Origin of the sequence: Enterovirga aerilata (assembly GCF_013044135.1) — a bacterium.
GTDB classification, from domain to species: Bacteria; Pseudomonadota; Alphaproteobacteria; order Rhizobiales; family Beijerinckiaceae; genus Enterovirga; species Enterovirga aerilata.
This window is the reverse complement of record NZ_JABEPP010000002.1, coordinates 130,825-156,223: the sequence shown is the minus strand read 5'-3', so window position 1 is coordinate 156,223 and position 25,399 is coordinate 130,825. Positions and strand designations below refer to the sequence as shown.

Annotated in this window: 25 protein-coding genes and 2 tRNA genes; 8 read left to right on the top strand and 19 right to left on the bottom strand. The window is 69.0% G+C overall.

Annotated features, from left to right (window positions below; translation table 11 throughout):
* Window positions 1–31: 31 nt before the first annotated feature.
* Window positions 32–1,489 (top strand): D-alanyl-D-alanine carboxypeptidase, encoded by a 1,458-nt coding sequence (locus HJG44_RS05915; RefSeq protein WP_246736089.1) that lies wholly within the window; start codon window positions 32–34, stop codon window positions 1,487–1,489.
* A gap of 81 nt (window positions 1,490–1,570) precedes the next feature.
* Here the strand turns inward: HJG44_RS05915 and HJG44_RS05910 are convergent, their stop codons facing one another.
* The 8 genes from HJG44_RS05910 to HJG44_RS05875 form a co-directional block, all read right to left on the bottom strand.
* Window positions 1,571–2,284 (bottom strand): DnaJ domain-containing protein, encoded by a 714-nt coding sequence (locus HJG44_RS05910; RefSeq protein WP_171217454.1) that lies wholly within the window; start codon window positions 2,282–2,284, stop codon window positions 1,571–1,573.
* Window positions 2,281–3,009, bottom strand: a complete 729-nt coding sequence (locus HJG44_RS05905; RefSeq protein ID WP_246736088.1) for a VWA domain-containing protein — start codon at window positions 3,007–3,009, stop codon at window positions 2,281–2,283. Before HJG44_RS05905 ends, HJG44_RS05910 begins: the two co-directional genes overlap by 4 nt.
* A gap of 46 nt (window positions 3,010–3,055) precedes the next feature.
* Window positions 3,056–3,307, bottom strand: a complete 252-nt coding sequence (locus HJG44_RS05900) for a hypothetical protein (RefSeq protein WP_171217453.1) — start codon at window positions 3,305–3,307, stop codon at window positions 3,056–3,058.
* A gap of 15 nt (window positions 3,308–3,322) precedes the next feature.
* Entirely contained in the window at window positions 3,323–3,754 is a 432-nt protein-coding gene (locus HJG44_RS05895) for a DUF1489 family protein (RefSeq protein ID WP_171217452.1), read from the bottom strand.
* Between the two features lie 63 nt (window positions 3,755–3,817).
* Window positions 3,818–4,084, bottom strand: a complete 267-nt coding sequence (locus tag HJG44_RS05890) for a DUF2188 domain-containing protein (RefSeq protein ID WP_171217451.1) — start codon at window positions 4,082–4,084, stop codon at window positions 3,818–3,820.
* 57 nt (window positions 4,085–4,141) lie between these two features.
* The gene (locus HJG44_RS05885; RefSeq protein WP_171217450.1) at window positions 4,142–6,115 is read right to left on the bottom strand and encodes an acetyl/propionyl/methylcrotonyl-CoA carboxylase subunit alpha; all 1,974 of its coding nucleotides are present in this window, start codon (window positions 6,113–6,115) and stop codon (window positions 4,142–4,144) included.
* 81 nt (window positions 6,116–6,196) lie between these two features.
* On the bottom strand, window positions 6,197–6,646 hold the full coding sequence (locus tag HJG44_RS05880; RefSeq protein WP_171217449.1) for a 4-aminobutyrate aminotransferase: 450 nt from the start codon (window positions 6,644–6,646) through the stop codon (window positions 6,197–6,199).
* A 71-nt stretch (window positions 6,647–6,717) separates the two neighbouring features.
* Window positions 6,718–8,097 carry an Nramp family divalent metal transporter gene (locus tag HJG44_RS05875; protein ID WP_171217448.1) on the bottom strand — a complete coding sequence of 460 codons (1,380 nt, stop codon included), beginning with the start codon at window positions 8,095–8,097 and terminating at the stop codon, window positions 6,718–6,720.
* 146 nt (window positions 8,098–8,243) lie between these two features.
* Here HJG44_RS05875 and mntR point away from each other — a divergent pair, with 146 nt between their 5' ends.
* Window positions 8,244–8,705: a manganese-binding transcriptional regulator MntR gene (mntR, locus tag HJG44_RS05870; protein WP_346767103.1), complete on the top strand. Its 462-nt coding sequence runs from the start codon at window positions 8,244–8,246 to the stop codon at window positions 8,703–8,705.
* Here the strand turns inward: mntR and HJG44_RS05865 are convergent, their stop codons facing one another.
* Together HJG44_RS05865 and HJG44_RS05860 are read right to left on the bottom strand one after the other, a co-directional pair.
* Window positions 8,706–9,197, bottom strand: coding sequence for a DUF3016 domain-containing protein (locus HJG44_RS05865; RefSeq protein ID WP_171217447.1), 492 nt, complete (start codon window positions 9,195–9,197; stop codon window positions 8,706–8,708).
* A 95-nt stretch (window positions 9,198–9,292) separates the two neighbouring features.
* Window positions 9,293–10,786: a Do family serine endopeptidase gene (locus tag HJG44_RS05860; protein ID WP_171217446.1), complete on the bottom strand. Its 1,494-nt coding sequence runs from the start codon at window positions 10,784–10,786 to the stop codon at window positions 9,293–9,295.
* 398 nt (window positions 10,787–11,184) lie between these two features.
* Here HJG44_RS05860 and HJG44_RS05855 point away from each other — a divergent pair, with 398 nt between their 5' ends.
* From HJG44_RS05855 to HJG44_RS05845, 3 genes are all read left to right on the top strand, one after another.
* Window positions 11,185–11,547, top strand: a complete 363-nt coding sequence (locus HJG44_RS05855; protein WP_171217445.1) for a DUF6481 family protein — start codon at window positions 11,185–11,187, stop codon at window positions 11,545–11,547.
* Window positions 11,548–11,576: 29 nt separating this feature from the next.
* On the top strand, window positions 11,577–12,833 hold the full coding sequence (locus HJG44_RS05850; RefSeq protein ID WP_171217444.1) for a multidrug effflux MFS transporter: 1,257 nt from the start codon (window positions 11,577–11,579) through the stop codon (window positions 12,831–12,833).
* 104 nt (window positions 12,834–12,937) lie between these two features.
* The gene (locus HJG44_RS05845; protein WP_171217443.1) at window positions 12,938–13,153 is read left to right on the top strand and encodes a hypothetical protein; all 216 of its coding nucleotides are present in this window, start codon (window positions 12,938–12,940) and stop codon (window positions 13,151–13,153) included.
* Between the two features lie 227 nt (window positions 13,154–13,380).
* On the opposite strand, the gene HJG44_RS05840 is transcribed toward HJG44_RS05845, so the two are convergent.
* From HJG44_RS05840 to HJG44_RS05805, 8 genes are all read right to left on the bottom strand, one after another.
* Entirely contained in the window at window positions 13,381–13,683 is a 303-nt protein-coding gene (locus HJG44_RS05840) for a DUF6894 family protein (protein ID WP_174873169.1), read from the bottom strand.
* Between the two features lie 222 nt (window positions 13,684–13,905).
* A tRNA-Val gene (locus HJG44_RS05835) sits at window positions 13,906–13,981 on the bottom strand.
* Window positions 13,982–14,011: 30 nt separating this feature from the next.
* Complete coding sequence (locus HJG44_RS05830) at window positions 14,012–14,290, bottom strand: HU family DNA-binding protein (protein ID WP_171217442.1); 279 nt, start codon at window positions 14,288–14,290, stop codon at window positions 14,012–14,014.
* Window positions 14,291–14,442: 152 nt separating this feature from the next.
* Entirely contained in the window at window positions 14,443–16,860 is a 2,418-nt protein-coding gene (lon, locus tag HJG44_RS05825) for an endopeptidase La (protein WP_171217441.1), read from the bottom strand.
* 223 nt (window positions 16,861–17,083) lie between these two features.
* Window positions 17,084–18,355: an ATP-dependent Clp protease ATP-binding subunit ClpX gene (clpX, locus tag HJG44_RS05820; protein WP_171217440.1), complete on the bottom strand. Its 1,272-nt coding sequence runs from the start codon at window positions 18,353–18,355 to the stop codon at window positions 17,084–17,086.
* Window positions 18,356–18,569: 214 nt separating this feature from the next.
* Window positions 18,570–19,196, bottom strand: a complete 627-nt coding sequence (locus HJG44_RS05815) for an ATP-dependent Clp protease proteolytic subunit (RefSeq protein WP_171217439.1) — start codon at window positions 19,194–19,196, stop codon at window positions 18,570–18,572.
* 67 nt (window positions 19,197–19,263) lie between these two features.
* Window positions 19,264–20,637 (bottom strand): trigger factor, encoded by a 1,374-nt coding sequence (gene tig, locus HJG44_RS05810; protein ID WP_171217438.1) that lies wholly within the window; start codon window positions 20,635–20,637, stop codon window positions 19,264–19,266.
* A gap of 93 nt (window positions 20,638–20,730) precedes the next feature.
* Window positions 20,731–20,815 (bottom strand) — tRNA-Leu (locus tag HJG44_RS05805).
* A gap of 175 nt (window positions 20,816–20,990) precedes the next feature.
* Between HJG44_RS05805 and HJG44_RS05800 the strand changes: the two genes are divergently transcribed.
* The 3 genes from HJG44_RS05800 (at window position 20,991) to HJG44_RS05790 (ending at window position 23,741) form a co-directional block, all read left to right on the top strand.
* Window positions 20,991–22,373, top strand: a complete 1,383-nt coding sequence (locus HJG44_RS05800; RefSeq protein ID WP_171217437.1) for a multicopper oxidase family protein — start codon at window positions 20,991–20,993, stop codon at window positions 22,371–22,373.
* Between the two features lie 41 nt (window positions 22,374–22,414).
* On the top strand, window positions 22,415–22,918 hold the full coding sequence (locus HJG44_RS05795; protein WP_171217436.1) for a DUF29 domain-containing protein: 504 nt from the start codon (window positions 22,415–22,417) through the stop codon (window positions 22,916–22,918).
* Window positions 22,919–22,994: 76 nt separating this feature from the next.
* The gene (locus HJG44_RS05790) at window positions 22,995–23,741 is read left to right on the top strand and encodes an SDR family oxidoreductase (RefSeq protein WP_346767102.1); all 747 of its coding nucleotides are present in this window, start codon (window positions 22,995–22,997) and stop codon (window positions 23,739–23,741) included.
* 8 nt (window positions 23,742–23,749) lie between these two features.
* Here the strand turns inward: HJG44_RS05790 and HJG44_RS05785 are convergent, their stop codons facing one another.
* Window positions 23,750–25,252 (bottom strand): NAD(P)H-hydrate dehydratase, encoded by a 1,503-nt coding sequence (locus HJG44_RS05785; protein ID WP_246736087.1) that lies wholly within the window; start codon window positions 25,250–25,252, stop codon window positions 23,750–23,752.
* Window positions 25,253–25,399 lie beyond the last annotated feature (147 nt).

Below are 25,399 nucleotides of genomic sequence, written 5' to 3'. Positions count from 1 at the left end.
CGTCGGTGGGCGTGGAACGCGTGCTCTCGTTATGGCCGCGGTCGTCGGCCTCGCCGCGTCGCTCGTGACGGCGGACGAGGCGGAGGCGAGGAGCAAGAAGAAGGTCTCCCGCAAGAGCCACAAGGCGAATGTGACGCGCGCGAGCGGCGGCTATTCCCCGCCCTTCGCGGCACTCGTCGTTGACGCCAATACCGGCCGCACGATGTACGCGGTGGACGAGACCGCGCCGCGCCACCCCGCCTCCGTCACCAAGGTGATGACGCTCTACATGCTCTTCGAGCAGCTGGAGCGGGGCACGCTCTCGCTGGATTCCGAGCTCCGCATCTCGGCGCGCGCCGCGGCCATGGCGCCCTCCAAGATCGGCTTCCGGCCGGGCGACACCATCTCGGTCGAGGACGCCATCAAGGCGCTCGTCACGAAATCGGCCAACGACGTCGCCTGCGCGATCGCGGAGAACCTCGCCGGGAGCGAGGAGGAGTTCGCCGAGCGCATGACCCGCAAGGCGCGCCAGCTCGGCATGACGAGCACCGTCTACCGCAACGCTTCCGGCCTGCCGGACCGGGAGCAGATCACCACGGCACGGGACCTTGCGATCCTCGGCCGTGCGATCCAGGATCGGTTCCCGCGCTACTACAAGTTCTTCCAGACCCGCACCTTCCACTATGCGGGCCGCGCCATCGGCAACCACAACCGGCTGCTCGGCAAGATCGAGGGCGTCGACGGCATCAAGACCGGCTTCACCAACGCCTCCGGCTTCAACCTCCTGACCTCGGCGAAGCTCAACGGCCGCCACGTGATCGGCGTCGTTCTCGGCGGCAAGTCGGCCGCAAGCCGGGACGCCATCATGGCGAACCTGATCCGCACCAATCTCGCGAAGGCCTCCATCGGCTCCTCCTTCGCAAGCCGGGACGACGACGACCGTCCCGAGCCGCGCGCCCGCGTCGTATCGGCGGCCGAGGTCGAGAGCGCGTCCAGCACGACGGCATCCATCAAGCCGGGCCGCCCTCTCGAGCTGATGCGCCCGGCCGTCGCCACCGCGCCGAACGGCGCCTCGACCACCACCCCGAGCTCGTCCAGGCCCGCACTCGCGGCGGCTCCGACGCCGCCCTCCCCGTCGCAGAAGATCGAGGCCCGCCTTCCCCTTCTGCCGGCCGTGCCTGAGCCGCCGGCCCGGTCCGAGGTCGCGCTGAAGGCCGAGCCGGTCGAGACGAAGCGCGAGACCGTCTCCCGCCCGGCAGCGGTGACGCCCTGGGTCATCCAGCTCGCGGCCGAGGGCGACGAACGCCAGGCCCGCGCGATCCTGGACGAGGCGCGCTCCCGCTCGGGCCGGCTCCTCGCCAAGGCGGCACCCTTCACCGAGAAGGTGAATCGCGGCGGCTCGACCCTCTACCGCGCCCGCTTCTCGGGCTTCAGCGAAGCCGACAGCGCCCAGGAGGCCTGCCGCGCGCTGAAGAGGAACGGCTTCGCCTGCTTCGCCACCAGGAGCTGAAGCAGCCACCGTCAACCCGGGGCGGCACGCCCCGGCCGAATGTTCCGACCCCGGTCCGTCCGACCGGTCGCGCGTGGAGTATCAGCGATGTCGGTCCAGCAAGAGGTCCTTCGCCTGGTTGACGCGGCTTGCAAGATAGGTCGACCCGCCCTGGTCGGGGTGAAGCTTCTTCATCAGGCGCCGGTGAGCCGCCCGGACGTCGTCCGGACCCGCTCCTGGCTGAAGCCCCAGGATCTCGTAAGCTTCCTGCTCCGTCATCGCGCCGCGCTGAAGATCGGCCCCGCCCCGGCGGTGAGGATCTCCCTCAGCGTCTTCACGCCAGCCGGGAAACCGGCGGTCCAGATAGGCTTCGAGGAGCCGTCCGCCCTCAACGTCGCCTGCTAGGCCGGCAGTCAGCAGCCGGCGCAACTGCGGCAGGCCGAGCTCCGCAAGGTCGCGACCGGCGAACTCGCCCGCCAGCACGCGGCCCGACATGGCCCCGGTCTCATGGTCGAGCGCCATCTCCAGCGTGGCCGAGCGGACGCGCGAGGTTCCGCCCCCCGTCCGACGCTGGCCGATTCCGGCGGGCCACCAGTTCGGCGGAGCGGCCCAGCCAAGGAGCCAGGCGCCGATCCCGCCGGTCAGCACGGCCATGTCGAGCCGTCCGCGCAGCACGAGCAGCCCCGTGGCGGCGAGCGCCGCCGCCCCGCCGACGAGCTTCACCGTCTGCACGACACGGGCCGGATTGGCGCGGGCGAAGCTCTTGATCAGCCACCAGAGCAGGAACGCCGTGAGGAGCCCGGCGATTGCGGTCATTGCGGCATGGCGGCGATGAGGCGCCGGGCTTCACGATCCCCCTGGGCGAGCCGTTGGAGCGCGGCCCGCCCGCCGGCAGCATAGGCCGCCACGGCCCGCAGCAGCGAGGCCAGGGAGGCGGGAGCGGAGGCGTCGAAGCGCATGGCCGCCCCGCCTGCAAGCCGCGCGATCTCCGCGAAAGCGCCCGCGGCGGCCGGATCGCCACCCTCGTGGAACATGAAGACCTTGGTGTTCAGAAGGCCGAGCTCGCCGGCGGTGGCGCAGACGGGATCGATCGGCTCCTCGAAGGCGTCGCCGACGAAAACGAGCGCCGCGACCGGGGACCGGCTCGCCTCGGTGCGGACATGCGCCAGCACGCGGCCGATCTGGGTGCGCCCGCCGCGGACGGAGATCCTGGCCATCATCGCCTTGAGCTCGCGCGCGTCGCCCACCCAGCGGGAGGCGCGGCACTCGCCGAACCCGCGGTAATAGACGAGCTGGACGGCGAGGCCGCCGATCTGCGCCGCGCTCTCGAACATGCCGGCCTGGACCTCGGCGGCGAGATCCCAGGTCGGCTGGCGGCTCATCGTGGCATCGAGCGCGAAAACGAGCCGGCCGGCCCTCTCGGGCGCGATCGCCTCGAGCCGCCGAGCGTCGCTGAGGAAAGCCGAGATTTCCCCGGCCGATGATGTCGGCGCGTGCTGGCGCGCCAGCGCGCCCGGACCAGGCTCGTTCCGCTTGCTCATGCGGGACAATGTGGCGGCTCGGTCACGCGGCGCAATCCACCGCATCTCAGCGGCGGGTGTCGTAATCCATCTGCACCCGCCCGCCGATCCGGACCTCGGTGCCGTTGCCGAGGTCGATGAAGCCCGGCCGGCGCCCGACCCGCTGGCCTTCCGGATCGTGCGGCCTGAGCCTCTCGCCGTTGTCGCAGCTCGGCCTGCCCGCAGCGGAGAAGCGCGGCGCCTCGCCCGGCCGGCACGGCCGCGCCTCGGCTGCGCCCGTCGAAAGAACCAGCAGAACGCAGGCGGCGGAGCGGTACATGGTGCGAGGCTAGCGTCAGAGGAGGCCGAGCGCCACCAGCTCGCGTCGCATGGTCTCGGGCAGCACACCGACATCCGCGGCCTCGTCGCCGAGATCCGGCGGCGCGTCGTCCGGCTCGAGATATCGCCAGCCCTGGAACGGCCGATATGGCCGCGGCCGGACCGGGACGACGGCCGGCTCGAGCACGAGGCGGCAGCGCCCGATCCCGTCCGCATCCGTGAAGGGCCGCACGTCCAGCAGACGCTGGCGGCAGGCGAGCTGGCCCTTGATGACCCAGTAAAGCGAGCCGCCGTCGAGCAGCGCCTCGCAGCGCTTTGGCATCATCCGAGTGGTGTGGATATGCTCGCCCGGCGAGCCGCCCGGCATGCGGCGCCGCTCGAGGACCCACGCCTCCAGATCCTGGATCGAATCGCAGCCGACGCAGAGCTTGATCAGGTGAAGCGGCATGGCCCGCCTATGCAGCGGGCCGATGCGGGCGTCGAGCGGCGCGTGGTCGCGCCGCCTAGCTTATCAACCGTTTCGGAACGGGTCAGCCGACGTGTCGACGACGTCAGCGCTCGGGCGGTCGTCTCCGCGGGCGACCTCCTCCCGCCACTCGCCAGACGCATCCTGGTACAGGATATAGGCGACCTCGCCCGGGACGCTCTGCTCGGCCGCGACGGCCCGGGCCGCCCGGGCCGCGAGATCGTGCGTCGGGAAGGTCTCGGAGAACACGTCGCCGAGCTTGTAGGCCCAGCCGCCATCGTGCTCGACGATGCGGTAGGTGATCTTCGACATCCCGCCTCTCGCCCATTCCGTTCGGACGGAAACGGGACGCTGCGCCCCCGGTTCCGCTCAGCTCTCCGCCGCCGGCGCGAGGACGATGAGGCGCGCCCCCTCCGCCACCTGCGCCCCGGCCTCCGCCAGCACCTCCGCGACCTCGCCGGCGCGGGGGCTCACGAGCGCATGCTCCATCTTCATCGCTTCCACGATGGCGAGCCGCTGCCCCTTCTCCACCTGATCGCCCGGCGCGACGAAGACGGCGACCAGCTTGCCGTGCATCGGCGCGGTGATGCTGTCGCCGCTATCCAGGTGCTCCAGGTCCACCGCGAAGGGATCGTAGCGCTGGACCAGGGTCTGCCGCCCGTCGGCCAGGACGACGACGCCGTCCGGCGTGCGGGCGAAGACGCCCGCCTCGGCATCCCGCGCGCGGGCCGTCGCACCGCCCGCCGTCACCGCGAGTTCGCCCTTCGGCCAGGCGAGCGTGACCTCCGTCCGCGCCCCGTCGACCAGGATCGGGAAGGCCTGGCGCCGCTCCCCGACCAGCTGGAAGCCGTCGCTCGCGTCCCACGGGGAGCCGTGCTCCGAACGGGACGCGTGCGACGCCGCCAGATCGTCGAGCTCCTCCTGGATGAGCCGCAGCGCGCCGAGCGCCACCGCCTTCTCGTCCGGCCCGCGCTCGACCGCGCCGAGCGCATCGAGGTTGCGGTCGATGAAGCCCGTGTCGAAGGCTCCGGAACGGAAGCCGGGCGCGTCGCACAGAGCCCGCAGGAAGGCCGTATTGGTCTTCGGCCCGGCAACGATCGTCCGTCCGAGCGCCGCCGACAGCCGGTCGAGCGCCGTGCCGCGGTCCGGCCCGTGGGCGATCACCTTGGCGATCATCGGGTCATAGAAGGGCGTGACCTCGTCGCCGGCGCGCACGCCCGTATCGATCCGGATTCCGGGCGCCTCGGGGAAGCTCAGCGCCCAAAGCCGGCCGGTCGAGGGAAGGAAGGAGCGTTCGGGATCCTCGGCGTATAGACGGGCCTCGACGGCGTGGCCGTCGAGGCTCAGATCGTCCTGCCCGAAGGGCAGCGTCTCGCCCGCCGCGACGCGGAGCTGGAGCTCGACGAGATCGAGCCCCGTGACCGCCTCGGTCACCGGATGCTCGACCTGGAGCCGCGTGTTCATCTCCATGAAGAAGAATCGATCGGGCCGCAGTCCCTGGCGCGCATCGGCGATGAACTCGACCGTGCCCGCCCCGACATAGCCGACCGAACGCGCCGCCTCGACCGCGGCACGGCCCATCGCGTCCCGCATCTCGGCCGTCATGCCGGGCGCAGGCGCCTCCTCGATGACCTTCTGATGCCGGCGCTGGAGCGAGCAGTCGCGCTCGAACAGGTGGACGACGTTGCCGTGCGCGTCCGCGAAGACCTGCACCTCGATGTGGCGGGGGGACAGGATGTACTTCTCGACGAGCACCCGCGGATCGCCGAAGGCGTTCGCCGCCTCCCGCTGCGCGCTCTCCAGCGCCGCCTCGAATTCGAGCTGCTTGTCCACGCGGCGCATGCCCTTGCCGCCGCCGCCGGCCACCGCCTTGATAAGGACCGGATAGCCGATCTCGTAGGCCTTCTGGCGCAGGAACTCCGGGTCCTGCCGGCTGCCATGATAGCCGGGGACGACGGGCACGCCTGCCTGTGCGACGAGCGCCTTGGCAGCGTCCTTCAGGCCCATCGCCTTGATGGCCGAGGCGGGGGGCCCGACGAAGACGATGCCCGCCGCCGCGCAGGCTTCGGCGAACTCCGCGCGCTCCGATAGGAAGCCGTAGCCCGGGTGAATCGCCTCGGCGCCCGAGCTTTTCGCCGCCGCGATGATGCGATCGACCTGGAGATAGCTCTCTCGCGGCGGCGGCGGACCGATCTCGTGCGCCTCGTCTGCCATCTCGACGAAGAGCGCGTTCCGGTCCGCCTCGGAATGGACCGCGATCGTCCTCAGGCCCATCCGCCTGGCGGTCCGGATGATGCGGCAGGCGATCTCGCCGCGATTGGCGATGAGGACGGAGGAGAACAAGGCGGGCTCCGCTCGTTGGCAGGGAGCCCGTTTAGAGCCCTGGCGCGGCCCGGTCGAGAGGTCCGCCGAGCCGAGTCCCGGTCAAAGCTCGAGCTGCCCGTCCTTCTTGCCGGCACCTGCTCCGCCCGGCTTGTCGGTGACCGTGATCTTGACCGTGTAGGTCTCGGTCCCGCCTTCCGGCGTGCGCGTCTCGTAGGATACCTCGTCCGGCCCGGAGAAGTTCGGCCGCGACTGGTAGAAGAGGCCCTGAACGGGCGTCTCGACATTGGGGCAGCGGAAGCTCGCGGGCGTCTTCAGCTTGCCCGACCGGACGGCGAGCTGGCCGTTCTTCGGAGCGGTGATCACCCGCACCCCGCCGACCTCGCCCACCGTACAATCCTTCTTCAGGGCCGTCACGACGGCGAGCCGGACCGTCTTGCCCTTCTCGACACTGACGCTCCGGTAGAGGTTGGTCGTGGTCTGGGCCAGGGCAGGCCCGGCCGCGACAGCCGCCGCCATCGTGAGAACCGCCACCAGCTTGTGCATCGCCATCGTGCTCCGAACCGCCCTGTCCTGGCCGGCCGGCTCCAAATGGGGTGCCGCGGGAATTGTTCCAGCCTCGCTCAGCCGGCGACGAAATCGGCCACGACCTTCACGTTGAGCGCGACGATCACGGCCGCGATGACGGCCGAGGCCGCCGTCAGCCATCTCGGCGAGACGAGCACTCCCATCTTCTCCCGGCTCGCCGTGATCAGCACGAGCGGGACGATGGCGAAGGGAAGCTGCAGGCCGAGGATGACCTGGCTCAGGATCAGGAGCTTCGCCGTCCCGCTCTCGCCATAGGCGATGGTGACCGCCGCCGCCGGCAGAATGGCGAGGCCCCGCGTGATGAGGCGCCTCAGCCAGGGCGGGAGGCGGAAGTCGATGAAGCCCTCCATGACGATCTGCCCGGCCATGGTAGCGGTCACGGTGGAGTTCAGACCGCAGCAGAGGAGCGCGATGGCGAACAGCGTAGGCGCCAGCGCCGAGCCGAGAAGCGGAGTGAGCAGCGTGTGCGCCTGGCCGAGTTCCTCGACCCCGGTATTGCCCGACTTGTGGAAGGCCGCGGCGGCGAGGATCAGGATCGAGGCATTGATGGACAGAGCGAAAAGCAGGGCGATGGTCGAGTCGATGGTCGCGAAGCGGATCGCCTCCCGCTTCTCCGGTATCGTATGCCCGTAGGCGCGGGTCTGCACGATGCTCGAATGCAGGAACAGGTTGTGCGGCATCACGGTCGCGCCGATGATCCCGAGCGCGAGATAGAGCATGTCCGGGTTCCGAACGAGCTCCGTGGTGGGCGCGAAACCACGGATCACCTCGCCCCAATCGGGATCGGCCATCGCGATCTGGACGAGGAAGCACGCCGCGATCACGCCGATCAGCGCCACGACCATCGCCTCGATCCAGCGGAAGCCCTTGTTCTGGAGGTAGAGGATCAGGAACACGTCGAGGGCGGTGATCACGACGCCGATCTCGAGCGGGATCCCGAACAGGAGATTGAGGCCGATCGCGGTGCCTATGACCTCGGCGAGGTCCGTCGCGACGATCGCAAGCTCGGCAAGGACCCACAGGGCCCATCCGACGGGCCGCGGATAGGCATCGCGGCAGGCCTGGGCGAGATCGCGGCCGGTGGCGACCGCAAGCCGCGCGCAGAGCGCCTGCAGCAGGATCGCCATGATGTTGGAGAGAAGCGCGATGAAGAGGAGCGCGTAACCGAATTTAGACCCGCCCGCGAGCGAAGTCGCCCAGTTGCCCGGGTCCATGTAGCCCACGGCGACGAGATAGCCCGGGCCGAGAAAGGCCATCAGGCGCCGCCACGGCTTCCCCGCGACCGGGATGGAGGCGTTGACCTCGGAGAGCGAGGGCAGCCCGCGGCCGCGCCGCCACCCGGCCTCAGGCGCCGGGGTGGCGGAGCCGTCCGGCGTGCCTGCCGCGCCCAGATCGTGCGAGACGTCCCGGAGCATAGACCGACCCACTTCTTATAGCACAAGCTATGTTAGCATTAGCACGCTAGGTTTCAGAGTGGAAGCTGGTTTCCGGACGCCGGGCCGGCTCGTCTGAACAGCGCGCATCTGGTAAGCGGGTTCCCGTTTCGATCGCGAGGTCCCGCGTGCCAGCTCCGTCACCGCAACCCGACCGGCAGGAGATGCTCGTCGATGCGGACGTGCATGCGCACGGCTTCCGCCAGGCTCGCAAAGCGCGCCGGCTGGAACTCGTGGAGGATTATCTGGAGCTCATCTCCGACCTCATCGCCAGCGGCGGCGAGGCGCGGCAGGTGGATATCGCGGCCCGGCTCGGGGTGGCGCAGCCCACGGTCGCCAAGATGCTGAAGCGCCTCGCGGAAGACGGCCTCGTCTCGCAGAAGCCGTATCGCGGCGTGTTCCTCACCGAACGGGGCGAGGAACTCGCAAAATATGCCCGCAAGCGCCACCAGATCGTCGAATCCTTCCTCCTCGCGCTCGGCATCGAGCCCGAGACCGCGCGGCGCGATGCCGAGGGGATCGAGCACCACGTCAGCCGCGAGACCCTCGAGGCGTTCCGCCGCTTCGCCAAGAAGAACAAGGCGCGGTGATCAGCGGACGCCTCCCATCTGGCGCCCGAATCGCTGCTCGAACCATTCGGCGAGCATCGCCTTCTCGAAGCGGAGCGGATCTCCGGCAAAGCGCGCGGTCGCGCGCTGAAGGTAGTCCCGCCAGCTCACGAGTTCCTCGGCGCGCGCGAGGACCCGGCCGCCCCGGGTGAGCTCGTAACGGACCCGGACGCGCGGCCAGGTCGCGTCCGTCATGATCCGCCGCGAGCCGGCCGGGTCGAGCTCGGGCGCAAGCCGGCCGGCAAGGTCGATGTCGAGGATCACGATCCGGAGGTCCTGCCCGGCAGGCAGCGTCCGCCCCAATGCTCCAAGATGGCCTGCGAGCGCCTGCGCGGCGCCCTCGGCCGTCATGAGCCCGCCGGCGCGATCGGCATCCGTGAAACGGCCCGGATCCGAATAGCCGACCTCCACGGCCGCCTGGGCCGGCAGCGCCGAGACGGCAGCAAGCAGGACAACAGGAAGGATTCGGCGCATCGGATGACGACCCCGGGGATGAACGCGGGTCGGCCATCCTGGTTCGCCGGGTGCGGCAGGGCGGGACTCGCCGCCCTGCCGCCGCGCCAGCAGGCTCAGCCCGCGTCTCTCAGCCCGATCGCGACGAAGCGCGTGCCTTGGCGGTTCTTCACGCGCATCACGACCGCCTTCTTGCCCTCGTCACGGGCGGCCTTGATGCCGGCCGCGACCTCCGACGGATCGGACACGGCCTTGCCGCCCACCTCGAGGATGACATCGCCCTCGGAGATGCCCCTCTGGGCCGCCGGCCCGTCCGGGTCGACCGCGACCACCGCAACGCCCTCCTCGCCTATGCGGCTGCCCGGCGCGAGCTGCAGCCCGAGGCGGAGCGAGCTCCTGCCATCGTCCTGCCGCTGCAGCGAGGCAGTCTCGTTCGGCAGGGTCCCGAGCTCGACCGTCGCGGTGCGCTGGCCTCCGTCCCGCAGGTAGCCGATCTCGACCTTGCTGCCGGGCTTCAGGCTCGCGATCTTACGGCTGAGCTCGCGCGCATCCGAGATCGGCTCGCCGTTCACCGAGGTCACGACGTCGCCGGCCTGGAGGCCTGCCTTCGCGGCCGGCGTGCTCGCCTGGGCCGAGTTCACCAGCGCGCCCTTCTGCGTCTTGAGGCCGAGCCCTTCCGCCAGATCGGGCGTCAGCGCCTGGATCTGCAGCCCCAGATAGCCGCGTTCCACCTTGCCGTTGGTCCGGAGCTGGTCGACGACGGCCTGGACGGTCTGCGACGGGATCGCGAAGGCGAGGCCGACCGAGCCGCCAGAGGGCGACGCGATCGCGGTGTTCACCCCCACGACCTCGCCCCTCAGATTGAAGGTCGGGCCGCCCGAATTGCCGCGGTTGATCGGCGCATCGATCTGCAGGAAGTCGTCATAGGGCCCGGCCCCGATGTCGCGGCCCCGCGCCGAGACGATACCCGACGTGACCGTGCCGCCCAGTCCGAAGGGGTTGCCGATCGCCACGACCCAGTCGCCGACGCGCGGGGCGTTGGTGGCAAGCTTCACATAGGGGAACGGGCCGCCCTCGGTGACCTTCAGCAGCGCCAGGTCGCTCTTCGGATCCGTGCCGAGCACGGTTGCGGTCAAGGTGCGGCCGTCATCGGTGGTCACCTCGACGGACTTCGCATCGTCGACGACGTGGTTGTTCGTGACCACGTAGCCGTCGGCCGAGATGAAGAAGCCGGACCCCTGCGCCATGCCGCGGCCGCCGCGGCGCGGACCGTTCGGAACCCCGTTCTCGCCGAAGCGGCGGAAGAACTCGCGCAGCTGCGGCGGCAATTCGTCGAGGCGGGAGCCCGGGCCGTCTCCGTCCCGGAAACTGGCGCGCTCGGTACGCACCCTCACCGACACGACCGCCGGCTTCACCTTGTCCACGACATCCGCGAAGGAGGCGGGGGCCTGGGCGCTCTCGACCGTGATCGGCGCGCTCTGCGCAAGAGCCGGATGCTGGCCCTGGAGAACCGTGGCGCCGAGCGCGCCGGAGGCGACGATGGCCACCGCCGCCACCGAAGCGAGCGCCCGGCTGCGCAGCGTGCCGGTCGTCCTGACTGTGTTCGACATTGACTTGCCGCTCCCGAAATCCTGGATCGGACGACGCGGGAACATCCCTGCGTCTCCATCACGTCCCACAATTGCGAAGCGGGCGTGAAAGGCTCCTGGCGTCCGGATTAAATTTTGTTCAGGCGCGCCCGGACGGAATCCAGCGAGGTGCAATTCGGCTCCGCCGCTAACGATCCGGTGAGCACGCCTAGGCAGCATGGCCGCCAAGCGCCTCGCGCAGCTTGCATTTGAGCCATCGCGCCCCTAACTACTCGCTGTCGATCCCAGCCGGAATCGGGCATCCTTCGCCCCCAACCCCGGGCGTCGAGCAGTTTCGGCCATCGGCATCGCGCGGCCGCCTCCTAGGCGGCTTTTTCGCGTTCCCAACAAACCAGGCGAAGACGAGGGTTTCGACACAGATGGCGTTTGCGAAACGCAACGATTTCAACGACCGCCGCGAGGCTGCGGAGAACGCCAGAAAAGCCATGCTCGAGCGCTTCAAGGCGCGCCCGCCGGCCGACGATCCGGTGATGCTCGCCAAGCAGGCCGAGCGCATCGCCATCGCCGAAGCCCGCGAGAAGCGCCGCGCCGAGCGCGAGGCTGCGCGCAGGGCCGAGGAAGAGCGGATCGCCGCCGAGAAGCTCGCGGCGGAACTGGCCGAACTGCAGCGCAGGGAAGAGGAGGCGCGCCGCCGCGCCGAAGCCGAGGCTCTGCTCGACGCCGCCCGCAAGGCCGCGCGCGACCTCCGCTACGCCAACAGGAAGAGCAAGAAGCGGCGTTGAACGGGAGCCGGACAGGGGGAGACCCGACCATGCACGCTCCCCCAGATCCGGACATCCAGACGAAGCGGCGTCCGCCTTTCGGCGAGTTCGTCGCTCTCGTCGCCTTCATGATGGGTCTGACCGCCTTTGCGGTCGACAACGTCCTGCCGGCCTTCCCGGCGCTCGGGCGAACCTTCGCGGTGAGCGATCCGAACCGGCTGCAGCTTCTCGTCTACGTGTACATGATCGGGTTCGGGGCGACGCATCTCGTCTACGGCCCCGCCTCCGACATCTTCGGGCGCAGGCCTGCCTTCCTGGCGGGCCTCGCCGTGTTCCTGCTCGGCTGCGTGGCAGCCATGTTCGCCCCCGATTTCGAGACCCTGCTCGCCGCGCGCTGCCTGCAGGGCTGCGGCGCCGCCGCCGGCCGGGTGGTCGCGGTCGCGATCGTGCGCGACCGCTTCGTCGGTCGTGAAATGGCACGGGTCATGTCGCTCACCATGATGGTCTTCATCACGGTGCCGATCTTCGCGCCCGCGATCGGAGGGTTGCTCCTCCTTGTCGGCGACTGGCACGCGATCTTCGCGTCCATGCTGGTTCTGGGCGTCCTCCTCGGCATCTGGTTCGTCCGCCGCATGCCCGAGACGTTGCGGGCGGAGAACCGGCAGAGCTTCTCGGTCGGCGGGATCGCCGCCGCGTTCGGCCAGACCGCGACCTGCCGGCCGGCGCTTGGCTACGCGACGGCGTTCGGGCTGATGTTCGGCTCCATCATGTCCTATGTCGGCTCGGCCCAGCAGATCTTCGCCGAGGACGTCTATGGCCTCGGGCCGTATTTCCCGGTGGCGTTCGGCTTGATCGCCATAACGATGGGCTTCGCATCGCTTCTCAACTCACGCCTCGTGCGTCGCTACGGCATGCACCGCATCTCGCATATCGGCATGCTCTGCTTTGTCGGGCTGTCCGTCCTGCAATGCGGCTTCGCCTTCCTCTTCGCCGGCAGGCCGCCGCTTCTCCTGTTCGGAGGCATCCTGGCGCTGAGCCAGTTCGTCACGAGCCTGACGATGCCGAACTTCAACGCGCTCGCCATGGAGCCGCTCGGCCGCATCGCCGGGACCGCCTCCTCTCTCATTGGCTTCTACACCACCTTCCTCGGCGCGATGTGCGGAGCCTTTGTCGGCCAGCACTATGACGGCACCGTCATCCCGCTGGCCCTCGGCTATGCCTCGCTCAGCCTCACCGTCGTAGCCGTGGTGCTCGTCACCGAACGCGGCCGGCTGTTCAGACCGACGCATGTCGAACCGCTGCGATAGGCTGCCCGAGGTGTGAGCGGAGCCAGACCGAGGACCGAGGAAAGCGAGCCGAACCTTTTTTTCGCGTCTTGGTTGTATATGCCGGATTGCGCGGAGGACCCGCCATGCCGGACCTGCACGGGGCACTGATCCAGCATCCAGAGATCGAGTGGGCCGACGAGGTGGCGCGCCTCGAGGACAAGCTTCGCGAGTTCCGCCTTCCCGCACCTCGGACCGGCAGATCCGGCCGCCGGATCGTGCCGGGGCTGGGCATCGCCGCGGCGACGCTTGTCGTCGCGGGAGCCTTCGCAGCCACGGGCCATTTCCCGCCGCTTCACTGATCGCGGTCGACTACCAGCATGCGTTTCGGCTCTCGACCCCGATCTGTCCTGGCGACGATCACGGGAGGCCCCGGTCGGGCGACCGCCGCCCGCGACATCATCGAAGCAATCGCGCTGAAACACGTCCAGGCAAACCTTGCGCGCCTTAGGGCCTCCCGGCAGCGAACGGGGTGATCCAGATGACCAACGGAGAGCGTCGCGGCGCCATCCGCGCCCACGTCAAGCGCCTAATCCTCGGCATCGGACCCGATTGGGGGCGGGTGCTTGTCCTCGGAACGCCCTACAAAGTGCGTCCCACCTATCGGGTGGATGACCGAGCTGAGGCGGATCGTCGACAGCGCCCGGCCAGCCTCGTCGACGATGCGTAGCTGCCAGCCGTGCCACTCGTGCTGAAGTGGAGGCTCCTCGCGACGGAGCTCGGCAATGGCCTTGAGCGCCTCCGTCCGAGCCTCCTCCAGGCTCTCGACCTCGATTCCGTGTTGGTCGAGGATCTCCTCCCCGCGCCCATTGAGATGGAAGAAGCATCTCATGCGCGTCTCCCCGGCGTTTCAGGACTGCCCGCTTCTTAGACCAGAGCCACTCGGTAGCAAGGTTTGGGCTGAAAGCAACTTTCGTTCGGCGTCTGGACCGCTGGACCTTGGAAAGTGGGGATCGCTCCGGGACGGGCTTGTGACGTCGGAGCCGGGGCGCCATCCCTCCGGCCAGCCTGAACAGAGCGATCCGACCGACCCTCGGGGCCAGGCTGAAACCGATGGTGGGCGGTGACGGGATCGAACCGCCGACCCTCTCGGTGTAAACGAGATGCTCTACCGGCTGAGCTAACCGCCCGGAAAGGTGCGGCCACGCCGCACGAGGCTCTTACTGCGAATTGACGGCGCTTCTCAACTGCGCGCCGGCGCGGAATCTGGGCGTCCGCTGGGCTGGCACCTGAACCTTCTCGCCCGTGCGCGGATTGCGCGCTTCCCCGGCGGCGCGCTGGGCCACGAGAAAGCTGCCGAAGCCGACGAGCTTCACCTCGTCGCCGCGCTGCAGAGCCTCCGTGATGACCTGGAAGGTGATGTCGACGGCCCGGTTCGCGTCTCCCTTGGACAGCCCGGCCTGTGCGGCGACGGCGTTGACGAGCTCGCCCTTGTTCATACCGCCCTCCCTGTCCGCCCACCCGCGCGCGAGCGGGGCCAGGGGGGTACCGTCTGGCGCAAAGCTAGCCGGCAGGCAAGCCCTCTCACGGGGCCGAACGAAAAGGGGCCCCCGGCCCGTGCCGGGAGCCCCCATTTCGTCGAAGCAGGGGTTCAGTGGGCGACGACGCCCCGGTCCTCCTCGGCCCCGTTCCGCGCGATCGGGAGCGTCTCCTCCCACTCGATCGGCTCGGGCATGCGCGTCAGCGCCCGCTCCAGCACCTGGTCCATGCGTGATACCGGCACGACCTCCATCCCGTTCTTCACCGAATCCGGGATCTCGGCCAGGTCCTTCGCATTCTCCTCGGGTATCAGCACCATCTTGATGCCGCCACGCAGGGCCGCCAGCAGCTTCTCCTTCAGGCCGCCGATCGGGAGCACGCGCCCGCGGAGCGTCACCTCGCCGGTCATGGCGATGTCGCGCCGAACCGGGATACCGGTCGCGACCGACACGATGGCGGTCGCCATGGCGATACCAGCCGACGGACCGTCCTTGGGGGTCGCGCCCTCCGGGACGTGGACGTGGATGTCGCGCCGGTCGAAGAGCGGCGGCTCCACCCCGAAATCGAGCGCCCTCGACCGCACATAGGAGGCGGCGGCCGAGATCGATTCCTTCATCACGTCCTTCAGATTGCCCGTGACCGTCATCTTGCCCTTGCCGGGCACCATGACGCCTTCGATCGTGAGCAACTCGCCCCCGACCTCGGTCCAGGCAAGACCCGTGACGACGCCGACCTGGTCCTCGGTCTCCACCTCGCCGTAGCGGAACTTCGCCACGCCCAGATAGTCGCCGAGATTGGCCGCCGTGACCTCGACGGTCTTGGCGTTGGAGATGACGATCTCCTTCACGGCCTTGCGGATCAGGTTCGACAGCTCGCGCTCGAGATTGCGCACGCCCGCCTCGCGGGTGTAGCGCCGGATGAGCTCGAGCAGACCCTCGTCCGTGATCGACCACTCCTTCTCCGTCAGCCCGTGCTTCTTGAGCGCGTTCGGGATGAGGTGGCGGCGCGCGATCTCGCTCTTCTCCTCCTCCGTATAGCCCGCGATACGGATCACCTCCATGCGGTCGAGCAGCGGAGCCGGGATGTTGAGCGTGTTCGCGGTCGTCACGAACATCACGTCCGAGAGATCGTAATCGACCTCAAGATAATGGTCGTTGAAGGTGTGGTTCTGCTCCGGATCCAGCACCTCGAGGAGCGCCGCGGAGGGATCGCCGCGGAAATCCATGCCCATCTTGTCGATCTCGTCGAGCAGGATGAGCGGGTTGGAGGTCTTGGCCTTGCGCATGGACTGGATGATCTTGCCCGGGAGCGAGCCGATATAGGTCCGCCGGTGGCCGCGGATCTCGGCCTCGTCACGCACGCCGCCGAGCGACATGCGCACGAACTCGCGGCCCGTCGCCTTGGCGATGGACTTGCCAAGCGAGGTCTTGCCGACGCCGGGAGGCCCGACGAGGCAGAGGATCGGCCCGGTCATCTTGTTCACGCGCTGCTGGACGGCGAGATACTCGACGATCCGCTCCTTGACCTTCTCCAGGCCGAAATGGTCGTTGTCGAGCACCGCCTGGGCGCCGACCAGATCCTTCTTGATCTTGGAGCGGCGGCCCCACGGAATGCCGAGCAGCCAGTCGAGGTAGTTGCGTACCACGGTCGCTTCGGCGGACATCGGCGACATCTGGCGCAGCTTCTTCAGCTCGCCCTTCGCCTTCTCGCGCGCTTCCTTGGTGAGCTTCGTCTTCTCGATCCGCTCCTCGATCTCCGAGAGCTCGTCCTTGCCTTCCTCGTCGCCGAGCTCCTTCTGAATGGCCTTCATCTGCTCATTCAGGTAGTACTCGCGCTGGGTCTTCTCCATCTGGCGCTTGACGCGCGTGCGGATGCGCTTCTCGACCTGCAGGACGGAGATCTCGCTTTCCATCAGCCCGAGCACCTTCTCAAGGCGCGCGGCGACGGTCGGGGTGGCGAGCACCTCTTGCTTGTCGGAGATCTTGACCGCGAGGTGCGAGGCGATGGTGTCCGCGAGCTTCGAGGGGTCCTCGATCTGCGTCACCGCCGAGACGACCTCCGGCGAGACCTTCTTATTCAGCTTCACATAGTTCTCGAACTCGGACACGACCGAGCGGGCGAGCGCCTCCGCCTCGACCTGGTCGCCCTTGGCGTCGTCGAGCGCGACGGCCTCCGCCTCGTAGAACTCGTCCGTGCGCACGTATTTGCGCACCTTGGCGCGGGTCGCGCCTTCCACAAGCACCTTCACGGTTCCATCGGGCAGCTTGAGCAGCTGCAGCACGGTCGCGAGCGTGCCGACGTCGTAGATGGCGTCGGTCGCCGGATCGTCGTCCGTGGCGTTGACCTGGGTCGCCAGCAGGATGTGGCGATCGCCCTTCACGACCTCCTCGAGCGCGCGGATGGACTTTTCGCGGCCGACGAAGAGCGGGACGATCATGTGCGGGAACACCACGATGTCCCTCAGCGGAAGGACGGCGTAGTTCCCCACGGTGCCAGGTTCGACGGGCTGGCGGGTCTTCTGATCTGTCATGGAACGTCCTTAGGGTCCTCGCCCTCGCCTTCCCCCCGGATGGGCGGGAGCTCGGGCGGTCAACCGGCCGCTCACGCCGCAACATAACGGCTGCGGCCGGTACGCTGGAACGCACCTCGGTGGAATGAGCGTGCGCTTTCGGCGCACCGCTAAAGTGGCGAGCGGAAGCCCGGCTTTCAAGCAACCTTCCGTCGCAGCCGGGTCTCCGCTCACAGGCTATGCCCTACGCGCTCGCCGCGCTGGGCGCCTCGCGCTCGCGGTCCGAATAGATGAAGAGCGGCTTCGTCTTGCCCTCCACCACCTCCGGACCGATCACGACCTGCTCGACGGATTCGAGGCCCGGCAGGTCGTACATCGTATCGAGCAGGATGCCCTCCAGGATGGAGCGGAGGCCGCGTGCGCCGGTCTTCCGCTCGATCGCCTTGCGGGCGACGACCGACAGCGCCTCCTCCTGGAAGGTGAGCTGCACGTCCTCCATCTCGAAGAGGCGCTGGTACTGCTTGACCAGCGCGTTCTTCGGCTCCTGGAGGATGCGCTTCAGCGCGGTCTCGTCCAGATCCTCGAGGGTGGCCAGCACCGGCAGGCGGCCGACGAATTCGGGGATCAGGCCGAACTTCAGCAGGTCCTCCGGCTCGACCTCGCGGAAGACCTCGCCCGTGCGCCGGTCGTCCGGCGCCTGCACGGAGGCGCCGAAGCCGATCGAGGTCCCCTTGCCGCGCGCCGAGATGATGCGCTCGAGCCCGGCGAAGGCGCCGCCGCAGATGAACAGGATGTTGGTCGTGTCGACCTGCAGGAACTCCTGCTGCGGATGCTTCCGGCCGCCCTGCGGCGGGACGGACGCGACGGTGCCTTCCATGATCTTCAGGAGGGCCTGCTGCACGCCCTCTCCCGACACGTCGCGCGTGATCGACGGGTTGTCGGACTTGCGCGAGATCTTGTCGATCTCGTCGATATAGACGATGCCGCGCTGGGCCCGCTCGACGTTGTAGTCGGACGCCTGGAGCAGCTTCAGGATGATGTTCTCGACGTCCTCGCCGACATAGCCCGCCTCGGTCAGCGTCGTCGCATCGGCCATCGTGAAGGGCACGTCGAGGATGCGGGCGAGCGTCTGCGCGAGCAGCGTCTTGCCCGAGCCGGTCGGCCCGATCAGCAGGATGTTCGACTTGGCGAGCTCGACGTCCGAATGCTTCGTCGCATGGGCGAGCCGCTTGTAGTGGTTGTGCACCGCGACGGAGAGCACCTTCTTCGCGTGGTCCTGACCGATGACGTAGTCGTCGAGGACGCGGCGGATCTCCTTCGGGGTCGGCACGCCGTCGCGCGAGCGCACCAGCGAGGATTTCGATTCCTCGCGGATGATGTCCATGCAGAGTTCGACGCACTCGTCGCAGATGAAGACCGTGGGGCCTGCGATGAGCTTGCGGACCTCGTGCTGGCTCTTGCCGCAGAAGGAGCAGTAGAGCGTGCTCTTCGAGTCGGTGCCGCCAGCCTTGCTCATCTTGATTCTCCGCTCGAACCGCCGGCGCCGGAGCGCCAGCGAATCATCACATCAGGGTAGGTGGCGCCGGGCTAAGAAAAGGTAGCCACCCATGCCCCCCTCGGCTCAGCCTCTCGCAAACGCGAGAAACCGACGAAGGATGCAAACACGCGGGGGGAGCCGTTTCAATAGGAACGAAAGCGGTCTAAGGGCGCAGGTGGCCCTCCCTGCCGCCTCAGGGGGCCGGGACTTCCGGCCGCTTCACGAGCACCTGATCGATCAGCCCGAACTCCTTGGCAGCCTCCGCAGTCATGAAGTTGTCGCGCTCCAGTGCCTGCTCGACCGCGTCGAGATCGCGGCCCGTATGCCTGACATAGATCTCGTTGAGGCGCCGCTTGAGCGCCTCGATCTCGCGGGCATGGATCAGGATGTCCGTCGCCTGGCCCTGGAACCCGCCCGAGGGCTGGTGGACCATGATGCGCGCGTTCGACAGCGCGAAGCGATGGTCCTTCTCGCCAGCCGCGAGCAGGAGGGACCCCATGGAGGCCGCCTGTCCGACGCAGAGCGTCGCGACAGGGCAGCGGATGAACTGCATGGTGTCGTAGATTGACAGGCCCGAGGTCACCACCCCGCCCGGGGAGTTGATGTAGAAGGAGATCTCCTTCTTCGGGTTCTCCGCCTCAAGGAAGAGGAGCTGCGCCACGATCAGCGAGGCCGAGTAGTCCTCCACCGGGCCGGTCAGGAAGATGATGCGCTCCCTGAGCAGCCGCGAATAGATGTCGAAGGCGCGCTCGCCGCGGTTCGACTGCTCGACCACCATCGGCACGAGCGTGTTGTTGTAGACGTCTACCGGATCTCTCATCTGTCGCTTCGCTCCAGGAGCGGCCCGGCCGGGCATCCTGCCCGGTCCGGACGACCCCATCCCCCAATCACGCCGCGGCGTTCTCGGCCGCTTTCGTCTCGTCCTCGTCCCGGAAGAGCTCCTCGCGCGAGGTCTGCTCCTCGACGACGTTGATCCGCTCCAGCAGGTGGTCGACCGTCTTCTCCTCCAGGATGGGTGCCCGCAGCTCGGCCTTCGCGGCCGGGTTTTTCTGGAAGTACTCCCAGACTTGGCGTTCCTGGCCGGGATATTGCCGCACCCGCTCGATCAGGGCCCGGTCGACTTCCTCGTCGGTCACCTTGATATCGGCGCTGGAGCCGACCTGTGCAAGGACGAGCCCGAGACGCACGCGGCGTTCGGCGATGCGGCGATATTCCGCACGGGCCTCCTCCTCGGTCGTGCCCTCGTCCGCGAAGGTGCGGCCGTTGCTCTTCAGGTCGGCCTCGACCTGCGACCAGACGGCGGCGAATTCCTGGTCAACGAGCCCCTGCGGCAGATCGAAGGAGTATTTCGCGTCGAGCGCGTCGAGGAGCTCCTTCTTGAGCTTGCGGCGCGCCTGCGCGTCGAAGTCGCGCTGGATCGCGGCGCGCACGCCGTCGCGCAGCTTCTCCAGCGATTCCATCCCGAAGCCCTTTGCGAACTCGTCGTCGATCGTGACCTCGCCCGGCGCCTGGACCTCCTTGGCGGTCACCTCGAATTCCGCCTCCTTGCCGGCGAGTTCGGCCGAGCCGTAGTTCTGCGGGAAGGTGACCGTGATGGTGCGGCTCTCGCCGGCCTTGATGCCGACGAGCTGCTCCTCGAAGCCCGGGATGAAGGAGCCCGAGCCGAGCTCGACCGTGATGTCGCTCGCGGTACCGCCCTGGAAGGCCTCGCCGCCGATGCGGCCGATGAAGTCGACGACGACGCGGTCGCCCTGGGCCGCCTCGGCGCCCTCGCCCTTGCTGGAGAAGGAGCGGTTCTGGGCGGCCATCCGCTGGAGGGCCTCATCGACCTCCTGGTCCGTCACGGGCGCCACGAGCTTCTTCACCGAGACGTCGGAGAGGTCGACGAGGTCGAAGGTGGGCAGGACCTCGACCGCGACGGTGAAATCGAGGTCGCCCTTGGCGTCGAGCGCCTTCTCGACCTCCGCCTGGTCGCCGGTCATGTCGATCTTCGGCTCGAGCGCGAGCTTCAGATTGTTCTCCTCGACGATCTTGCGGTTCGCCTCGTTGACGGCGTTCTGGACGACGTCCGCCATCACCGAGCGGCCATAGAGGCGGCGCAGATGGGCGATCGGCACCTTGCCCGGCCGGAAGCCGTTGATGCGGACGCGGTCCTTCAGCGTCGAGAGCTCGCTGGTGAGCCTCTGCTCGAGCTCGGTGGCAGGCAGGGTGACCTTGAACTCCCGCCGCAAACCCTCTGATCTCGTCTCGGTCACCTGCATCGAATTCGCCTCTTGTTCCCTTTGCAGCAGCGCGCCTGTGACCGCCTCGCGGCCGGCGCCGGCTACCAAAATCTCGAACCTGTCGCGACGGAATGGTGCGGGCGGAGGGACTCGAACCCCCACGACTTTCGCCGCTGGAACCTAAATCCAGTGCGTCTACCAGTTCCGCCACGCCCGCTTCACGCCGCGTCGCGGTCGTGGCGGCTCTTCCCATAAGTGTCGAATTCCGGCAACCCTGAGGCCGAAACCCTCCCATTCGACCGACATCTCAGATAGGCGCGGAGCCGAAGACGGCCAAGGCTTCGGAACGCTGCGCCGCCGGGCGCGTCGTCCGTCACCTGGATCGAGCCATCATGACCGAGACGTACAGCCTTCACCGCCGCGCCGCACTCGCCGGGCTCGCGGCCTCCCTTGTCCCGCTCTCGGCCAGGGGCCAGGCGGCACCCTCGGCCGCAGCCACCCTCCGGGCCGCCCCGGCCCGGCGCAGGCTCCTGCCGGACGGGCCGGAAGAGGCGGAGCTCTGGCTTTTCGAGGGTCCGAGCCCGGTCCCGGTCCTCCGGGCGAAGCAGGGCGAGGATTTCGCGGCCCGACTTGTGAACGACACGCCGGCGCCCCTCACGCTGCATTGGCAGGGCCTGCGTGGGCCCAACGCGGTCGACGGGGTTGGCGGCCTGACGCAGGAGCCCGTGCCTCCGGGCGGCTCCTTCGAATACCGTTTCCGGCCGCCTGATCCCGGACTCATCCTGATCCGCCCCATGGTTCCCGGCCGCGCCGGAGAGGCAGCCGGACGGGGGCTCTGCGGGCTCCTCGTCGTCGAGGAGCGTGAACCGCCGAAGGTCGCGGCCGACCATGCGCTGGTCCTGCGCGACTGGCGTCTGGAGCGCTCCGGCGCGCTCGCCCCCTTCGGCGCCCCGATGGAGGCCGCGATCGCCGGACGGCTCGGGAACCGCCTGAGCCTCGATGGCCAGGATCCGCCGCGCCGGATCGAGGCGCCGGCGGGATCGCAGGTCCGGCTGCGGCTCGCGAACGGCAGCAACGCCCGCATCCTGCGGATCCGGTTCGACGACCTGAAGGTCTATGTGGCGGCCGTCGACGGGCAGCCGACCGACCGCTTCGAGCCGCTGCGCGCGAGCCTGCCCTTCCCGCCCGGCACCCGCTACGACCTCCTTCTCGAACTCGGGCCCGAGGCCGGGCGGACGGGGCGTGTCGTCGCGATGCTCGGCGACGGCGTTCCGCTCGTCGAGATCGCCGCGACCGCCCCCGCAGGCGAGCCGGTCGCGCCGGCGAACCTGCCGCTGAACCCGCTGCTGCCGCCGGAGATCCGCCTGCAGAACGCGCTGCGCAGGGACCTTGCGATCACGGGCGGGGCCACCCGCGGGCCCTCCGGCGAGCCGGTCTGGTCGGGCGAGCCCGGCGCGATCTGGAAGATCAACGGCGCCGCGGGAGGGCCCGGCTCCCCTCCCCTGTTCACGGCGAAGCGCGGCCAGCCGGTCGTGCTGGCGCTGCACAACCAGACCGGCTTCCCGCAGCCGATCCACCTGCACGGCCATGTCTGCCGCCTGCTCCACGCCCTGGACGACGGCTGGGAGCCCTATTGGCTCGACACCGTTCAGATCGCCGAGGGCAGAACCGCCCGGATCGCGTTCCTGGCCGACAATCCGGGAAAATGGGCGATCGGCTCGAGCGTGCTGGAACGTCTCGACACCGGCCTCTGGGGCTGGTTCGAGGTGACGTGAGGGCGTTTCTCGCAGCACGCAGATGAGTTACGATACGGTCGATGGACCACCCCACGTCCTACGACGACGACGTCTATGCCTGGGCCTATGAGCAAGTCGCGATCCTGCGCGACTTGGCGGCCTCGCGACGCGATCTGCCGAACGCGCTCGACGTCGAACATATCTGCGAGGAGATCGAAGGCGTGGCGCGAACCGACCTCCGCGAGGCGGAAAGCTTCATGCGGCTCGTGCTCCTTCACCTGCTCAAGATCGCATCGGTTCCCGATGCTCCATCGGTCGACCACTGGCGCGACGAGGTCCTGGTCTTTCAGTCGGACTTCCAGACCGTCGTCACGCCGAGCATCCTCCAGAAAATCGATACGGGTCGCGTCTGGAGACTGGCTGTCCGCCTGGCAACCAGTCAGCTTGCGCGCGAGGGCGACCAGATCCTAGGCGGTCTTCCGGTAGAATGCCCCATCTTACCCGCTGATCTCGCGGGACAGCCCTTTGACCTTGGGGTCGCGTTGGACCGCATCGTCACCAGCACCGAACTGGGTCGTCCGTGACTCTGCTGTTTCGACAGGCACCTGATCCATCGTGAGCGAGCGACTGCACCGCCGAGTTGGACCAGAAGCGTCGAAGGTGCTTGTGACCGCCGGTGCGTCCGGCATCGGGCTCGCGATCGTGCGGGCCTTCGCGGAAGCCGGCGCGAGCGTCTTCACCTGCGACATCGATCAGCCGGCGCTCGAACGGGTTCGGGCCGAGATTCCCGGCCTGCACACGACGGTCTGCGACGTGGGCGACCGTGCGGCCGTCGGCGAGATGGTGGCCGACGCGGCCGCCCGGCTCGGGGGCATCGACGTGCTCGTGAACAATGCCGGCATCGCCGGCCCGACCAGCCCCGTCCAGGACGTCGATCCGGACGAATGGGAGGCCGTGCTCAGGGTCGATCTCACCGGTGCCTTCCTGGTCGCCAAACATGCCATCCCGCACCTGATCCGGGCCGGCGGCGGCACGATCATCAACATGGCCTCGGCCGCCGGGCGCTTCGGCTATGCCAACCGCAGCCCCTACGCGGCCGCGAAATGGGGCCTCATCGGCCTGACGAAGACGCTCTCCATGGAGCTCGGCCAGCACGGCATCTGCGTGAACGCGATCGCGCCCGGCGCCGTGGACGGCGAGCGCATCCGCCGCGTCTTCGAGGGCCGGGCCCAGCTTTCGGGACGCAGCCCCGACGAGGAGATGCAGGGCGCCCTCGCCCATCAATCCGTGAAACGCCTCGCGCAGGCCTCCGAGATCGCCGCGCTCGCGCTGTTCCTCGCCTCTCCCGCCGCGCGGTCCATCTCGGGCCAGGTGATCCCGGTCGACGGCGACCAGCAGCGGAACTAGGCGGCGCACTATCCCAGGAGGTCGCGCAGCACCGCGGGCAGCCCTTCGGGGATGTCCTCCGCGATCAGCCCCGGGCCGAAACGCGCTCCCGCCTCCGCATGCATCCACACGGCGCAGGCCGCGGCCTCGAAGCCCGGCATGCCCTGCGCCATCAAGCCCGCGACGATGCCGCCCAGAACGTCGCCGGATCCCGCCGTGCCGAGATAGGGCGAGCCGTTCTCGTTGATCACCGCGCTGCCCTCCGGGCTGGCCACGACGGTATCGGCGCCCTTCAGGACGACGATCGCGTTCGCGAAGGCGGCGAGCCCGACGGCGCGGTCGAGCTTCGAGGGGCGGCCGGCGATCTCCCGCGCTTCGGCCGAGACCTCGCCGGGCCCGGCGAGGAGCCGCCTCAGCTCGCCCTCGTGCGGCGTCAGCACGACCGGATGCTCTCGCGGCGCCCGGGCGAGCGCGGCGAAGCCCTCCGCCATGCCCGAGAAGCTCGTGAGCGCATCCGCGTCGAGCACGGTCGCACGATCCGCCTCGAGCGCGGCCTCGACCCAGCGGCGGGTCGCCTCGCCCACGCCCAAGGCCGGCCCGAGCGCGAGCGCATTGAAGCGGTCGTCCGTGAGGAGGTCGGAGAACTCGTCCGGATCGTCGCAGACCCGCATCATGATCGCCGTGAGATGCGCAGCGTTGACGGCAAGGGCACGCGCAGATGTCACGACCGAGACGAGCCCGGCCCCGGCGCGGAGCGCGCCGCGGGCGGCGAGCCGCGCCGCGCCGGTATGGCCCGGCCCGCCCGACAGCACGAGCGCATGACCCCGATCGTATTTATGCCCGGCCGGATCGATCCGGGGAAAGGCGGGCAGCCAGATCTCGGGCCCGTTCGCATGCACCGCCGGGCCGTCGAGCCCCATGCAGGACACGCCGATATCGGCGACCTCGACCGCCCCGGCATGGGCCCGGCCGGGATAGAGCAGATGTCCGGGCTTGCGGCAGGCGAAGGTGACGGTTCGCTCCGCCTTGACGGCGGCCCCGCGCACGAGGCCGGTATCGGCATCGATGCCGGACGGGACGTCGATGGCGAGGACCGGCCGCCCGGCCCCGTTCACGCGCGCGATGGCCTCGACCACTTCGCCTTGGAGGTCCCGGGCGAGCCCCGTCCCGAAAAGAGCGTCCACGACCAGATCCGCTCCGGCCGGATCGGCGGCGGCGAGCGGGCACACCGCCTCGCCCCAGAGATGGCCGGCCTCGGCCGCATCGCCCGAGAGGTCCGCGACCGGCTTCATCGCTGCCACCGTCACACGGTGGCCGCGATCGGCCAGGATGCGTGCGGCGACGAAGCCGTCGCCGCCATTGTTGCCGGGGCCGCAGAGGACGAGCACCCGCCCCGCCTGGGGAAGCATCCGGCAGGCGGCGTCCGCGGCAGCCTCGCCCGCCCGCAGCATCAGCGTGAAGCCGGGCGTGCCGTTCTCGATCGTCCGCCTGTCCGCCTCGCGCATCTGACGCGAATTGAGCAAGGGCTGCATCCTCATTCATCGCCCCTTACGGCCAAGCTGCACGTCCAGCCGTCTATTGCCGAAAAAATAGGCTGTCAGTGCATGTTTGTTGGGCGGGCCGTCCGGTCCCGATCAGGATTCGCCGTGGCACGGCTCCTGCCCGGATGGTAAGAGCCG

Coding starts and splice junctions, on each gene's coding strand:
- HJG44_RS05915 (WP_246736089.1), top strand. CDS start 32: ATGGCCGCGGTCGTCGGCCTCGCCGCGTCGCTCGTGACGGCGGACGAG.
- HJG44_RS05910 (WP_171217454.1), bottom strand. CDS start 2,284: ATGACCGCAATCGCCGGGCTCCTCACGGCGTTCCTGCTCTGGTGGCTG.
- HJG44_RS05905 (WP_246736088.1), bottom strand. CDS start 3,009: ATGAGCAAGCGGAACGAGCCTGGTCCGGGCGCGCTGGCGCGCCAGCAC.
- HJG44_RS05900 (WP_171217453.1), bottom strand. CDS start 3,307: ATGTACCGCTCCGCCGCCTGCGTTCTGCTGGTTCTTTCGACGGGCGCA.
- HJG44_RS05895 (WP_171217452.1), bottom strand. CDS start 3,754: ATGCCGCTTCACCTGATCAAGCTCTGCGTCGGCTGCGATTCGATCCAG.
- HJG44_RS05890 (WP_171217451.1), bottom strand. CDS start 4,084: ATGTCGAAGATCACCTACCGCATCGTCGAGCACGATGGCGGCTGGGCC.
- HJG44_RS05880 (WP_171217449.1), bottom strand. CDS start 6,646: ATGGCGATGCACAAGCTGGTGGCGGTTCTCACGATGGCGGCGGCTGTC.
- HJG44_RS05875 (WP_171217448.1), bottom strand. CDS start 8,097: ATGCTCCGGGACGTCTCGCACGATCTGGGCGCGGCAGGCACGCCGGAC.
- HJG44_RS05865 (WP_171217447.1), bottom strand. CDS start 9,197: ATGCGCCGAATCCTTCCTGTTGTCCTGCTTGCTGCCGTCTCGGCGCTG.
- HJG44_RS05860 (WP_171217446.1), bottom strand. CDS start 10,786: ATGTCGAACACAGTCAGGACGACCGGCACGCTGCGCAGCCGGGCGCTC.
- HJG44_RS05855 (WP_171217445.1), top strand. CDS start 11,185: ATGGCGTTTGCGAAACGCAACGATTTCAACGACCGCCGCGAGGCTGCG.
- HJG44_RS05850 (WP_171217444.1), top strand. CDS start 11,577: ATGCACGCTCCCCCAGATCCGGACATCCAGACGAAGCGGCGTCCGCCT.
- HJG44_RS05845 (WP_171217443.1), top strand. CDS start 12,938: ATGCCGGACCTGCACGGGGCACTGATCCAGCATCCAGAGATCGAGTGG.
- HJG44_RS05840 (WP_174873169.1), bottom strand. CDS start 13,683: ATGAGATGCTTCTTCCATCTCAATGGGCGCGGGGAGGAGATCCTCGAC.
- HJG44_RS05830 (WP_171217442.1), bottom strand. CDS start 14,290: ATGAACAAGGGCGAGCTCGTCAACGCCGTCGCCGCACAGGCCGGGCTG.
- lon (WP_171217441.1), bottom strand. CDS start 16,860: ATGACAGATCAGAAGACCCGCCAGCCCGTCGAACCTGGCACCGTGGGG.
- clpX (WP_171217440.1), bottom strand. CDS start 18,355: ATGAGCAAGGCTGGCGGCACCGACTCGAAGAGCACGCTCTACTGCTCC.
- HJG44_RS05815 (WP_171217439.1), bottom strand. CDS start 19,196: ATGAGAGATCCGGTAGACGTCTACAACAACACGCTCGTGCCGATGGTG.
- tig (WP_171217438.1), bottom strand. CDS start 20,637: ATGCAGGTGACCGAGACGAGATCAGAGGGTTTGCGGCGGGAGTTCAAG.
- HJG44_RS05800 (WP_171217437.1), top strand. CDS start 20,991: ATGACCGAGACGTACAGCCTTCACCGCCGCGCCGCACTCGCCGGGCTC.
- HJG44_RS05795 (WP_171217436.1), top strand. CDS start 22,415: ATGGACCACCCCACGTCCTACGACGACGACGTCTATGCCTGGGCCTAT.
- HJG44_RS05785 (WP_246736087.1), bottom strand. CDS start 25,252: ATGCAGCCCTTGCTCAATTCGCGTCAGATGCGCGAGGCGGACAGGCGG.